11 protein-coding genes are annotated in these 13,146 nt (G+C 43.2%); 6 read left to right on the top strand and 5 right to left on the bottom strand.

Annotated elements, in window-relative coordinates; translation table 11 throughout:
- Positions 1-13: 13 nt before the first annotated feature.
- A complete protein-coding gene (locus tag FTT98_RS06760; RefSeq protein WP_180039908.1) occupies positions 14-1,918 on the bottom strand; it encodes a choice-of-anchor I family protein in 1,905 nt (634 codons plus the stop codon).
- A gap of 174 nt (positions 1,919-2,092) precedes the next feature.
- On the opposite strand from FTT98_RS06760, the gene mdtD reads away from it, so the two are divergent.
- The 6 genes from mdtD to FTT98_RS06730 all read left to right on the top strand — a co-directional run bounded on the left by mdtD (position 2,093) and on the right by FTT98_RS06730 (position 8,477).
- Positions 2,093-3,484, top strand: a complete 1,392-nt coding sequence (mdtD, locus tag FTT98_RS06755; RefSeq protein ID WP_180039906.1) for a multidrug transporter subunit MdtD — start codon at positions 2,093-2,095, stop codon at positions 3,482-3,484.
- Between the two features lie 77 nt (positions 3,485-3,561).
- On the top strand, positions 3,562-4,347 hold the full coding sequence (locus FTT98_RS06750; RefSeq protein WP_180039904.1) for a GH25 family lysozyme: 786 nt from the start codon (positions 3,562-3,564) through the stop codon (positions 4,345-4,347).
- Positions 4,348-4,406: 59 nt separating this feature from the next.
- Positions 4,407-5,420 carry an MBL fold metallo-hydrolase gene (locus FTT98_RS06745; protein ID WP_180039902.1) on the top strand — a complete coding sequence of 338 codons (1,014 nt, stop codon included), beginning with the start codon at positions 4,407-4,409 and terminating at the stop codon, positions 5,418-5,420.
- Between the two features lie 63 nt (positions 5,421-5,483).
- A complete protein-coding gene (dinB, locus tag FTT98_RS06740; RefSeq protein WP_180039900.1) occupies positions 5,484-6,539 on the top strand; it encodes a DNA polymerase IV in 1,056 nt (351 codons plus the stop codon).
- A 235-nt stretch (positions 6,540-6,774) separates the two neighbouring features.
- On the top strand, positions 6,775-8,091 hold the full coding sequence (gene shiA / locus FTT98_RS06735; protein ID WP_180039980.1) for a shikimate transporter: 1,317 nt from the start codon (positions 6,775-6,777) through the stop codon (positions 8,089-8,091).
- Positions 8,092-8,120: 29 nt separating this feature from the next.
- Entirely contained in the window at positions 8,121-8,477 is a 357-nt protein-coding gene (locus FTT98_RS06730; RefSeq protein ID WP_180039898.1) for a RidA family protein, read from the top strand.
- A 77-nt stretch (positions 8,478-8,554) separates the two neighbouring features.
- Here the strand turns inward: FTT98_RS06730 and FTT98_RS06725 are convergent, their stop codons facing one another.
- The 4 genes from FTT98_RS06725 to FTT98_RS06715 form a co-directional block, all read right to left on the bottom strand.
- Positions 8,555-9,097 (bottom strand): DUF2726 domain-containing protein, encoded by a 543-nt coding sequence (locus tag FTT98_RS06725; RefSeq protein ID WP_078189487.1) that lies wholly within the window; start codon positions 9,095-9,097, stop codon positions 8,555-8,557.
- A 434-nt stretch (positions 9,098-9,531) separates the two neighbouring features.
- Positions 9,532-11,943: a YgiQ family radical SAM protein gene (locus tag FTT98_RS06720; RefSeq protein WP_078189552.1), complete on the bottom strand. Its 2,412-nt coding sequence runs from the start codon at positions 11,941-11,943 to the stop codon at positions 9,532-9,534.
- Positions 11,944-12,172: 229 nt separating this feature from the next.
- A complete protein-coding gene (locus FTT98_RS18105; protein WP_257220660.1) occupies positions 12,173-12,400 on the bottom strand; it encodes a hypothetical protein in 228 nt (75 codons plus the stop codon).
- Positions 12,400-13,002: a M48 family metalloprotease gene (locus FTT98_RS06715; RefSeq protein WP_257220659.1), complete on the bottom strand. Its 603-nt coding sequence runs from the start codon at positions 13,000-13,002 to the stop codon at positions 12,400-12,402. The genes FTT98_RS18105 and FTT98_RS06715 overlap by 1 nt, the downstream gene beginning before the upstream one ends.
- Positions 13,003-13,146 lie beyond the last annotated feature (144 nt).

Below are 13,146 nucleotides of genomic sequence, written 5' to 3'. Positions count from 1 at the left end.
CTTTAAAGTTTAATTATTTCAATTTAATCTGATAAACCGCAGTGCTACCGCTCACTTCATTTCCAACCACCAATAAAGGTTGAGCATTGGGCGAATCTTTGGCCGCAATAAAAATCAGACCTTCGGGCCCTAAATCGCCCTGCTTAGTTATATCGGTTTGCGCTATATCTCGTGTATTAAAATACTGAACAAATTTCGCCTGTTGCGGCTGTGTGATGTCATACACCATGATCCCGCTAGCCCGCTCTAGCCCGATAAAGGCATAGGTTTTTTGACCAATTTTACCCAGTGTGATACCTTCAGGTTCAGGGCCTTTATTGTCACTACGATCATCAAATTTAAAGGCTTCATGATTACTATTAAATTGGGCTGGGAACAATTCAGCAATTTTGCGTTCAAACTCACTGCCAGAATCCCAAACAATTTTTCGACTGATGGGATCGACGATACTGAACGAGCGCCCACCATAGGTATAAAGTTTGTCATAAACCAACTTACCGTCGTCCAATACAGGTTTTCCGGCAGCATCACGTTTAAAACCTTGTGTCCAACTGATGGTTAAACGGCCAATCTGTGCATCTTTGATCAGGTTATCTGCACAAATTTCTGTCGGCGCTGTGGTGGTACAAGCTTTAAAGACGCTCGGGTCGAGTTTTGCACCAACGACACCAGGCACCAGATGACGTAAATGTGCTGCATAATCCCCTTTTGCATCAAAGCCAGCTTTTTTAAACAGATGCTTAACTCGAATTTCTTCGGCATAGCCTTGGCTTAAATCTTCGCCCGTAAAATACTGTGTTTCGTCTTTTAGCCATTCTCGGGCATCGCCTTCATTGGCGGTGACCAAATAACTTTTTCCATCCGCTTGATAATGTGCAATGGCATCAGGCATATACATACCATACAGCCCAGGCCATGCCTGAATATTGATCATCCCAGCATCTTTGGCACAGCTCTCGACCTGACGACCTAAGCTGTCTGTCGCACCAATCACACAATCACGATCACTGCCATCAAGTGCATTTTCAGGCAAGCTGTGATCTTTATAACCCATCGGAAAAATATCGATAAATTCTGCTTTCACTAGATCGAGCACGGCAATCGCATTGTTCTCTTGTAAGCTCACCCATGCCGTTTGACCATCTTGGCTCACCGCAATGTACTCAGGTTCTAGGTCTTGAGCCACACTCGTGGTTTGTACACCTTGCGTCTTCACATCGGCATATTGTGCGGTGTCGGGTCCAAAAATGCGAACGCCCGCATCAATTAGCTCTTGTTTTCGTGTATTCCACGCACGGAAATCCACCAATTTCGCCGTTGGCTTTTCAATCTGAGTTAGATCAATAATACTGACTGAACCTTCAGGGTCGACTGCATAACCTTCATTTGGTTCGCCTTCATTAGCGACCAATACTTTTTTGCCATCTGGGCTAAAGGTCAGCATGTCTGGCAAAGCCCCAACTTCGACCTGACTGATAAAACTTAAATCTTGTGCTTTAAAAAAGGCCACGATGCCCGGCTGCGTTTTATCGGCCGCTTGCACCGCGAGTGCCACGATGCCATTGTGTACAGCAACGCTATTCACTTCAGAATCGGCCAAATATTTTTTAGCATCTAAAGATTGTAAATATGTAGGCTGTGCTGGTTGTTTTAAATCCAGTACATCAACCACACCAGCTTTGGCATTGACCACAAATACGCGCTGACTTTGAGCATCATAAGCAGGAATTTCTGCTGCACTCGCGCCAAAAATACCCGATTCATAACGCCCAATCTGTTCCAACGCGATAGTGTTTGGCGTGACTTCTTCGACCACTGGAGGAGGTGTTTGCACTTGCGCATCATCATTGCTGTCATTACACGCCACTAGCCCCACAGACAACATGGCACACATCAGCGCCGAAATTTGTAGTTTCATGTTTTCATTCGTCTTTTATTAAAATATGACCAATTTATAAACATTAGGTTGCATAGAGATGAAACTTTCATTGCATTTTTCTTGCAATTTTTTGGCTCAATTATGCAAAGCTTTTACTACATCCGAATGGCAATATTCATTTAAACTGTTTAAAAATCTCAGCTTTATTGACTTATGAATAGCACGCCAACGCATCAGGCTTTACAACCCGAATTTAGACTTCTTGTGCTATTGGTCTCTATTGGCTTTTTTATGCAAGGGCTGGATACGACCATCGTCAATACAGCAATCCCAGCGATGGCAAGAAGTTTGGGCGAAGACCCGCTACAAATGCATAGTGTGGTCGTGGCCTATGTCTTGTCCGTTGCGGCGTGTATTCCTTTAAGTGGTTGGTTGGCCGATCGTTTTGGTGTACGAAATACGTATTTCACAGCCATTATTATTTTTACGTTAGCATCGCTAGGCTGCGGCATGGCCAATAGCCTGAATGAGCTGCTGGTTTATCGGGTAATTCAAGGTATAGGTGGCGCATTACTGCTGCCTGTTGGGCGTTTGGCGATGCTCAAAGTGATTCCTCGGACACAGTTTTTATCGGCTATGAGTCTGATGAGCCTTGCTGGTTTAATGGGCCCCTTAATTGGTCCTACCCTTGGCGGTTGGCTGGTGGAAGTCGCAACATGGCATTGGATCTTTTTAATAAACATTCCAATGGGACTGTTAGGAGTACTTATTACCTTTAAAGCCATGCCCAATGTGACCGAACCGAGCGTACAACGCTTCGACTTTATGGGTTTTGTCTTATTGGTCGTCGCCATGGTGGGGTTATCGTTAGGCATTGAAAACTTTGCCAGCCCGCATCTGCCGCTATGGTGGAGCCTGCTTTTAGTCGCAGCAGGCATCATCGCCAGTTTGATCTATGCCTTTCATGCACATACCCACGCCAATGCGCTGTTTCGCAGTAAATTATTTCAAAATCGGATCTATGCCATCGGTATTATCGGCAACTTCTTTGCCCGCCTTGGCGGCAATGCCATGCCATTTTTGATTCCCTTAATGCTACAAGTGGCTTTTGGCTTTGAGCCTTTTATCACAGGTTTATTGATGATACCGACGGTACTCGGTTCATTGGCATCAAAACCGATTATTCGTCAAATCATTCAACGCTTTGGCTATCGTAAAGTGTTATTGGTAAATACTTTCTTGGTCGGTGCCTGTATTTGCAGTTTTGCACTCTCTACGGCTGAAACCCCCACTTGGTTACGTGCCTTACACTTTTTTATTTTTGGTATTTTAAACTCGCTGCAATTCGTTTCGATGAATACCTTAACCCTCAAAGATTTACCCCAACAAGATGCCAGCAGTGGCAACAGTTTCTTGTCTATGATTATGATGGTTTCGATGAGTATCGGTGTGGCTTTGGCAGGGACTTTAGTCAACGTGTTTACGGCCTATTATGGTCCTGCACAAATCGAAACAGCATTCCATAGCACCTTGATTTTACTCGGCTGCATTAACCTGATTACCGCAGCGATTTTTTGGCAGATTCCTAAACATGTGGATGTCTAAACCTGTGTCATCGGGCAAATCTATGACAGCTCAACCTTTAAAGGGTTATGATAAAAGGGATACTTGGATACATTTTCATGCCTAAAAAAGCCAAATCACGTACCTCTAAAAGCTCACTCAAAAAATACAGCCCGATTATTGCACTCAGCGCTATCAGCGGCGTCATAGTGGTGGCTGGATTAGGTTATTTAGCCGTGATGCCGCATCGCCCTGCATCTGCAGAAGAATATCCCGTCAAAGGTTTTGATGTTTCTCATCATCAAAAAGATATTCAATGGTCAAAAATTTCACCTAAAAAATACCAATTCGTTTATCTCAAAGCCACAGAAGGTGGTGATTTTAAAGATCGAAAATTTCAAGACAACTGGTTACAAGCACGGGAAAACGGCTTTTTAGTTGGGGCCTATCATTTTTACCGTCTGTGCCGTGATGGCAAGATTCAGGCTGAAAATTTTATTGCTTCCGTGCCGAAAAAAGCCGATGCCCTTCCTCCCGTGATTGATTTGGAATATGACACCAACTGCATTAACACCTACAGCAAAGAGCAGTTACTCAAAGAAATCAGCTATATGCATGATCGCTTGCACCGCCATTATGGCAAACAACCGATTTTTTATACCTCGAAGTCTTTTTATAATATTGTCTTAGCTGGCGAGTTTAAACAGACGCCGCTGTGGGTCCGCGAATATAAAGGCCCACCCGATCTAAAAAACAATCCGAAATGGCTGATTTGGCAACATACTAATCAAGGAAAAATTCAAGGCATCTCGACCACCGTCGATTTAAATGTATTTTCAGGTGATGCTAAGGCTTGGACTGATTTTTTAGACAAAAATGGCGTTTCCCCGATCAAACCTCGTTGATTTATTCACCGACTCAGGACAACATCGAACAAAATAATCCGTGAAAACTGAGTCGCAGGATGCGTATTTTAAAAATTTTTCTTATTATATTTTCAGTTTTTATGATCCTCGCCATCGGGATATTGGCATATTTGATCCAACCTTCAGGGACCTTGGCAGCGTTTAAAACGTGGCATTATCAACTTCCCACACAAAGCACTACAGATACTCACTCAGCGGCACCCTATCACGTAAAATTCTTTGGTGTTTCGACCTTACTTTTTGACGATGGCCAAGAGCAAATCCTAATCGATGGCTTCTTTAGTCGGCCATCGCTCAGTCGAACCATATTCACTCAAATCCAAAGTGATCAGCCTTTATTACACAGCTATATCGACCAATACGACTTAAAACGCACTCGTGCTATTTTCGTGACTCATTCACATTATGATCATGCGCTTGATATTCCAATGTTGGCCCACCAGCTCCCCAAGGCCATGATTGTCGGCTCTAAAAGCACCTTAAATATCGCACAGGCAATGCCAATCGCTGAATCACAATTACACGAAGTTCAAGCTTGGCAACCGATACAAATCGGTAAATTCACCATTACTGCCATCCCCTCGCAACATACTCCGCCAACGGCCGTTAATGATGATTTGGGGGAAGAAATTTCGCAGCCACTGCAACTCCCTGCACATTTTAGTCAGTTTAAAGAAGGTGGATCATATGACTATCTCATCCAACATGGGCCGCATTACAGTTTAGTCAAAGCCAGTACAGGTGCTGTGCCCAAACAGTTGCAAAAACTAAAAGTCGATACTTTATTTTTAGGCATCGCTCAGCTTTCCAAGCAAACGGCAGCATTTCAACAGCAATATTTCAAAGAAACCTTAGCGACTCTTCAACCCAGCACCGTGATTCCAATTCACTGGGATAATTTTTTCAAACCACTGAATCCAGAGCTCGAATTTTTACCTCGCTTTGCCGATGACACTCCTCAAAGCCTAAATCTATTGATACAGTCGGCAGCAGCTCAAAACACCAAGGTGGTTTTACTCAGTCAACCTGTGTCGTTCGAGTTAAAAAATTGAGGAAAGCGCTGGATTGACTGTGCGATACTGAAATTCAATTTTTAGGCACTGATTTATCTAGGCATGAGGAAAATCATACATATCGACATGGATGCATTCTTTGCATCAGTAGAGCTGCGGGAACGCCCCGAACTCAAACAGCTTCCTGTTGTTGTGTCTTCACATCACCCTCGTGCGGTCATCTGTGCCGCGTCCTATCCTGCACGTGAATTTGGTTTACGTTCTGCGATGTCGATGGCACAGGCCCGTAAACTCTGCCCACAGGTCGTGGTGATTGAACCGAATTTTGAAAAATATCGTGCCGTTTCGGCGCAAATTCATACCATTTTTCAACGCTATACGTCGCTGATTGAGCCACTATCCTTAGACGAAGCTTATTTGGACGTCACAGTAAATTTACAACACATTCCGAGCGCCACCGAAGTCGCTATACGAATTCAGGCAGAGATTTTACAAAGCACTGGTTTAACTGCCTCTGCAGGTGTCGCGCCCAATAAATTTTTGGCTAAAGTCGCTTCTGATTGGAACAAACCCAATGGCATTTATATTATCAAACCATCACAAGTTCTGCATTTCATCCATGACTTGGCACTGAAAAAAATTCCTGGTGTGGGAAAAGTGACTCAAGAAAAATTAAAAGCCATGCAACTCAATACATTAGGTGATTTACAACAAATTGAAGAAGCCGTTCTGATTCATCATTTCGGTAAATATGGACGACAACTCTATCTGTATGCACAAGGCATTGATGAACGACCGGTCCAATCTAGCCGTGAACGTCAACAGATTTCCAAAGAAACCACTTTTGATGATGATCTCACATTGAGCCAATGTCAGCCCTATTGGCCCAAACTGATTGACCAAGTCTGGTCTAGTTTAGAAAAAAAGCAGTTAAGCGCGCGCGGTGTATCGGCCAAATTAAAACTCAAAAATTTCCAAGTGCTACAGCACAGTAAGAGTTTTAAAACATCGCTGAATAATCGTGAAGACCTTGCGCAGGTGTTACAGCAATTACTGCATGAAATGCATATTTCTGAGGAAGATCAATTTCGCCTGATTGGCATAGGGGTCTATCAATTAAGTGCGCAAAACCAAGAAGCACAACTTTCGCTGCTCTAAAAACTTCAAGAAGATCGTATTTGCTTAAGATTTAGGCAGAAGAACAAAATTAAAGCAATTTGCTATTCACAAAGCCTAAAATTAGAGTACTCTATCAGCGCACTACATTATCCGTGTATGCGCTGAGATGCTGAAAATCACCTTTACTTTCAGCATGCTGTCCTGTGATTGGCGTGACGATCAAATCCGAATATTACAGGGCAACTCTGTTGTCAATCATGGAATACCCCGCTGTATGCCTTCTGCAAAATCTGCTCCAAATCCTCAAAATATTTCACAAAATCAAGAACAACGTGCGCGTAAAGCCGCATTAAGTAGCTTCATTGGTGCCGTAGTCGATTGGTACGATTTTTTACTTTATGGCATTGTTGCCGCACTCATTTTCAAAGATCAGTTTTTCCCCATTATTGGCAACAATATGGGAACCTTGGCAGCCTTGGCGACCTTTGGCGTCGGCTTCCTGTTCCGCCCCTTAGGCGGCATTGTGTTTGGACATTTTGGTGACAAGCTGGGTCGGAAAAAAATGTTGGTGCTCACCGTCATCCTGATGGGGATTTCGACGGTCGGTATCGGTTTATTACCCAATTTTGCGGCCATCGGTTGGTGGGCCCCGATCCTACTCGTAACACTTCGGGCAATACAGGGTTTTGCTGTCGGTGGTGAATGGGGCGGCGCTGCCCTGATGGCTGTAGAAAATGCCCCGAAAGGCAAAAAAGCCTTTTACAGTAGTGGTGTACAAATTGGCTATGGCGTCGGACTCGTTCTGGCAACAGGCGCTGTGTCTTTGATTATTGCCACTTTGGGTGAAGATGCTTTTGCTGATTGGGCGTGGCGAATTCCCTTTATTGCCAGTATTGTCTTGCTGGCTATCGCAATGTGGATTCGACGTGATCAAGACGAATCACAAGAATTTGTCGACCATGTGGTCAAAGCTCAGCAAACGCCGCAAAAATTACCGATTCTGCAAGCGATTAGCCAACACCCCAAAGCCTTTTTCTACATTATTGCGCTGCGCTTGACCGAGTTACTCACCATGTATTTGGTGACGAACTTTGCACTGAATTATTCCACCGCTCAATTGGGCATGGACAAACAGTTCTTCCTCAATATCACCTTAATGGTTGGTGCCATTAGCTGCTTCAGCATTCCCCTCTTTGCGTGGCTAGCAGATCGATTTGATCATCGTAAGATGTGTGTATTGGGTGGCTTAATTGGTGCGCTTTCGGCCTTTCCTTTCTTTATGGCCCTTGATGCACAAAATACTTGGCTGATTATTGTCGGTGCAATTTTCCTTGCCAATATTGCCCATGATATGGTGGTGAGTGTACACCAACCGATTTTTACCTCCCTGTTTGGTACCGCCTATCGCTACAGTGGCGCAGGTGTCGGTTATCAAGTGGCTAGTATTATCGGTGGTGGCTTTACCCCAATGATTGCAGCAGCTTTGGTGATTTGGGGTGATGGTTCATGGCATTATGTGGCAATCTACCTTGCTGTCGGCTGTTTATTGACGGCCTTAGTTGCAGCTACGATGCCTAAAACTCAAGATTAAGTGACCTTTTTGCTTTCAGGATATTCCGCATGACCATCCAACGCCTGCATGTTTCAAAACGCTTTTCCGAAATCGCTATTTCTGGTCAATTGGTTCATTTGGCAGGTCAATTGGCAACAGACCTTGATTTAGACATCAAAGGACAAACACAGCAAACATTTGAGATCATTGATCAATTTCTTGCAGATGCCGGTACAGATAAAAGCCACATTATGTCAGTGACCATTTATCTTAAAGATATTGAACAGGATTATGCCGCATTCAATGAGGTATGGGATGCGTGGGTGTCAGACATTGAAGCATTACCCAGAACTTGTGTTGAAGCCAAATTATACGACCCGCGTGTACGGGTAGAATTAACGGTCGTAGCCATTAAGCCTGAATAACCATTAAGCCTGAATTACAAAAAAAAGCATGTCTAAAGACATGCTTTTTTTTGTAAAAGATTTTGCTCTTTGAATCCCTAAGATCCAATAATTTTGATCTTTTTACGTTCCAAATCTGAATATAAATGATATTTTTTCAGATCATTAACCGGCACAAATGGCGCTTGTACACGCTGCTCATTCAAGAAATCTTCGCGTAATTGAACGTACTCAGGCACATCATCATAACGAATGACCCGATAGCCTGCCAAAGCGAGCAAAGCATCTTGATATTGCGACTGCTGCATCCGTTTTAGCACCATTGGATCATCTAAAGCGACGATCGCCAAGATCTGATGCTGTTCATCTAGGACGACAAAGTCCGCCACCATATTTCGATACTTATTCCGCGTACGATAGTATTTCGTGGTCAACAGTGCATCAAAAGACACGTGCGCAAGGATCGTATGCTTAGGCAAAATTTCTTTTAAACGCGTGTAGGTTAATTGCTCATTAATGTTGAAAATAGCACGTTGTTTCAATGCGCTATCTTGTTGCTTAGAATCACCTTCTAAACTTTTCCAAGCCATTATGAGCACACAGAAGAGTAAAATACTCCCTATTACTATGTATATAGTCATCTCATAATCCTTTATATTTCTTATATTTTTGGTTTTTGACATACTTCTTTTGAAGACGAAGTATACAACCAGTATTATTTTTTTAATTTCCTATTAAAAAAAATAACTCTAACTTTCACACAATACGTATTTAAACTGACAAAAAGTTGCAAACTTAAAGCGTCAAACATCACATGCCACTTCGTTCAGAGTAATAGCATCCATTGCTATATACAGATACTTTAGATCATTCGCTAAAACGACAGCAAGTGCATTTCCTCTCACTGTCAGACAATTCCGATAAGCTGTCAAATTTTGCTCGTATTTCATTGAGATAACCGACACACATATGGCATTGAGCTTGTAACAGCATATAAAAATGCAAACTGTCTTATGCTGCCGAGCATAACACCCATAAAAAAAGACACCGAAGTGTCTTTTTTTATTTAATCATTTTAAGCGCGTGATTTAGGCTTCGATTTTCCTTTGGGTTTCGGACCGCCAAAAGGTTTTTTCGCATCACCCGTTTCACGCGGCGGCAGACCAGTATGCTGCGTCAAGATTTGACCGCGCTCAGGACGCTTCTTGGTATTTGAAGGACGCGATTGAGCAGCCTTAGTCCGATTACCTTGTTCGCCTGTACGTTTTTGTGAATCACCCGCAATGCTTGAGTTCTTTTTACGTGCAGATTGGTATTGGCCCTCAGCACTACCCGCAGGCTGATACGTCGGAATCAAATGCTGTTTTGAGTTACCAATCAGATCCTGACGCCCCATTTCTTTGAGCGCTTCACGCAGCAATGGCCAGTTGTTTGGATCATGATAACGTAAGAAGGCTTTATGCAAACGGCGGCGTTTTTCACCTTTCACGATATCGACATTTTCAGTATAACGCGCCACTTTAGCCAGCGGGTTTTTACCGGTGTAATACATGGTCGTTGCAGTCGCCATTGGTGATGGATAAAAGGTTTGCACCTGATCGGCACGGAAACCATTCTTCTTCAGCCAAATTGCCAAGTTCATCATGTCATAGTCAGTCGTACCCGGATGCGCTGCAATAAAGTAAGGAATGAGATACTGCTCTTTCCCTGCTTCCTTACTGAAACGATCAAACATTTGTTTGAAACGGTCATAGGTCCCGATCCCCGGTTTCATCATCTTCGATAATGGACCTTTTTCGGTATGTTCTGGCGCAATCTTCAGGTAACCGCCAACGTGATGTGTCACCAATTCTTTGACATATTCTGGGTTTAACACCGCAAGGTCATAGCGTAAACCGGAACCGATCAGAATCTTTTTAATCCCCGGCAATGAACGCGCTTTACGGTATAACTGGGTTAAAGGCGCATGATCGGTATGTAAGTTTTGACATACACCCGGGAATACACACGACGGCTTACGGCAGTTCTTTTCAATCTCAGGATCTTTACATGCCAAACGGTACATATTGGCCGTTGGACCGCCTAAGTCAGAAATGATCCCAGTAAAACCCGGTGCGGTATCACGAATTTTTTCAACTTCACGCAAAATCGATTCTTCAGAACGGTTTTGAATGATACGCCCTTCATGCTCTGTAATTGAGCAGAAGGTACAGCCGCCAAAACAGCCACGCATAATGTTCACAGAGAACTTAATCATGTCAAAGGCAGGAAAACGCGCTTCACCATACGCAGGATGTGGCAGACGTGCATACGGCAAGTCAAACACATAATCCATTTCTTCTGTAGTCAAGGGAATCGGCGGCGCATTCAGCCAAACATCACGTTCACCATGCTTTTGCACCATCGCGCGCGCATTGCCCGGATTGGTTTCCAAATGCAAAATACGGTTGGCATGTGCATACAGCACAGGATCATTCGCCACATCTTCATAGGCAGGCAAACGAATCACCGCCAATTCACGCGGCGGCAATTTATGCTTAATGGCTTTTGATGCAGGCTGCAGCTGCACGATTTGCGTGTCGGCGTCTAAGTTATCACCTTCACGAACAATCGGATTTGCTACCGCTTCTTTTTGGAAGCCTTGATATTGCGTAACGCTGTCTTTGCCTTTTTCGATTTCACAGCCTTCAAGGTCTTCGGTCATCACATAAGGGTTAATGATCGGATCGACACGGCCAATCGCATCGACATCATTCGATGCAATTTCAACAAACTTCGCTTTTGAAGCCCGGTTATTTTTATTCACAATAAATGCCGTACCGCGGACATCCGTAATCTCTTGGATTTTTTCACCGCGGGCCAAACGATGCATGATTTCCGTGATTGAACGTTCACCATTACCATACATCAATAGATCGGCTTTCGAGTCCATCAATACTGAACGGCGGACTTTGTCTGACCAATAATCATAATGTGCAATACGGCGCAGTGAGGCTTCAATACCGCCCAATAATACAGGCACATCTGGATAAGCTTCACGCACACGTTGGCAATATACCGTTGCTGCACGGTCTGGACGTTTATTCGGTTGATTATCCGGAGAATATGCATCATCCGAACGGATTTTACGGTCTGCCGTATAACGGTTGATCATCGAATCCATGTTGCCGGCAGTCACGCCCCAAGCAATATTTGGTTTACCCAATACACGGAAGGCTTCTACATTGGTCCAGTCTGGCTGAGCAATAATCCCGACACGGAAACCTTGTGCTTCAAGGGTACGGCCGATAATGCCTGAACAGAATGACGGATGATCGATATACGCATCACCACAAACCAAAATAAAGTCGCAGCTGTCCCAACCGAGTTGATCCATTTCTTCGCGTGACATCGGCAAAAATGGCGCAGGGTCAAAACAAGACGCCCAATATTTGTCGTAATCAAACAACGCTTTTGGCGCAGTCTGCATAGTATAAGCAGTAGACATGGCTAGCAATTCTCGGCTGGCAGATGGAATGATCTGAAAAAAGATCAAAGAAGATGAAAGCCGATCATTTTACCATGAATTCCATTCATCATGCTTGATTATAATTTATACAATAGCTACAGAATCATTGAATTGTTTTATATAGACATCAGATGTAATCGTGCTGTAGCACAACTATAAAACAAGATTTAAATAAATCATTTGTAACTTTGCTTTAGTTTAAATCAATCTAGAATGTGCCATGAGTTATCGCATTTTTATTCAACATTAAAGCCTGCGCCTGTTGAAATTGAATATGCATTTCAGGTAAATATTTTTCAATATAAATCTTACGCTTATCTATACTGTCTTGATTCATCAATGGTTTTACATCAAGCATTTGACGGCGTGTCATTTCCTGCTGATATTTTTGCCAAAAACTCAATGCTGCATTTGGGTCAAAGCCCGCTTTCGACATCAGATCAAGTGCAAGGACATCTGCTTCCAGTTCAAATTTTGAAACTTTAGGCAAAAAACAGCTTGCCCAGTCACACTACTGGCCGCAGTAGCAAGCGCGCCGATACCCGCAGTTGAAGAAATCATCGCCACCTGACTAGCAAACAGCAAGGAAATCTTCTCACGATGATGATCACGTAATGCATGTGCCATTTCATGCGCCATCACAAATGCCAATTCATCTTCAGTCAGCTTTAAACTCCAATACAAACCCGTGTTAATGACAATTTTCCCACTTGGAAAACCATGTGCATTTAAATCTTTATTTAAATTCCCACTGACTTGCCAATCCCATTGACTCGAACCTTGACGGTAAAACTCCGCATTTTGCTTAAGTTTATTTAAAATTTGATCAAATTTCGGATCTATGATCAAAAGTTGCTTGTCTTTCGCCTGATGAATAAATTGTTGATAGGTTCTATCTGCCTGTTTAGTTAATAACTTTTGAGGAACGATAAAAAACTGTTTACGCTCTGCGCCTGCTGTCCCTAAATTCGTGGTACTTGCACAAGCTGAGATTAAGATAAAAACCAAAGCCATCATTAAAATAGTTATATTTTTCATAAACACCTTCAGTTTAAAACGGCTTTGTTGCACAAAGATTTGAAATACAAAGCCCCCTAATTGAGCCAAATTTAAGGCGTAACTTGGGTAAGTGGTCGACCTAATTCCGTAAATCTGTTGAGGACTGCTACACGTGCATGAATT

Origin of the sequence: Acinetobacter sp. YH12039, assembly GCF_013420015.1 — a bacterium.
Taxonomy (GTDB): Bacteria; Pseudomonadota; Gammaproteobacteria; order Pseudomonadales; family Moraxellaceae; genus Acinetobacter; species Acinetobacter amyesii.
Note: the sequence above shows the minus strand (reverse complement) of the source record. Positions and strands in the feature narration are given on the sequence as shown.

What these genes read in the sequence shown, in the direction of transcription:
- mdtD (WP_180039906.1), top strand. Translation starts at nt 2,093, where the DNA reads ATGAATAGCACGCCAACGCATCAGGCTTTACAACCCGAATTTAGACTT.
- shiA (WP_180039980.1), top strand. Translation starts at nt 6,775, where the DNA reads ATGCCTTCTGCAAAATCTGCTCCAAATCCTCAAAATATTTCACAAAAT.
- dinB (WP_180039900.1), top strand. Translation starts at nt 5,484, where the DNA reads ATGAGGAAAATCATACATATCGACATGGATGCATTCTTTGCATCAGTA.
- FTT98_RS06730 (WP_180039898.1), top strand. Translation starts at nt 8,121, where the DNA reads ATGACCATCCAACGCCTGCATGTTTCAAAACGCTTTTCCGAAATCGCT.
- FTT98_RS06745 (WP_180039902.1), top strand. Translation starts at nt 4,407, where the DNA reads ATGCGTATTTTAAAAATTTTTCTTATTATATTTTCAGTTTTTATGATC.
- FTT98_RS06750 (WP_180039904.1), top strand. Translation starts at nt 3,562, where the DNA reads ATGCCTAAAAAAGCCAAATCACGTACCTCTAAAAGCTCACTCAAAAAA.
- FTT98_RS06715 (WP_257220659.1), bottom strand. Translation starts at nt 13,002, where the DNA reads ATGAAAAATATAACTATTTTAATGATGGCTTTGGTTTTTATCTTAATC.
- FTT98_RS18105 (WP_257220660.1), bottom strand. Translation starts at nt 12,400, where the DNA reads ATGTCGAAAGCGGGCTTTGACCCAAATGCAGCATTGAGTTTTTGGCAA.
- FTT98_RS06725 (WP_078189487.1), bottom strand. Translation starts at nt 9,097, where the DNA reads ATGACTATATACATAGTAATAGGGAGTATTTTACTCTTCTGTGTGCTC.
- FTT98_RS06720 (WP_078189552.1), bottom strand. Translation starts at nt 11,943, where the DNA reads ATGTCTACTGCTTATACTATGCAGACTGCGCCAAAAGCGTTGTTTGAT.
- FTT98_RS06760 (WP_180039908.1), bottom strand. Translation starts at nt 1,918, where the DNA reads ATGAAACTACAAATTTCGGCGCTGATGTGTGCCATGTTGTCTGTGGGG.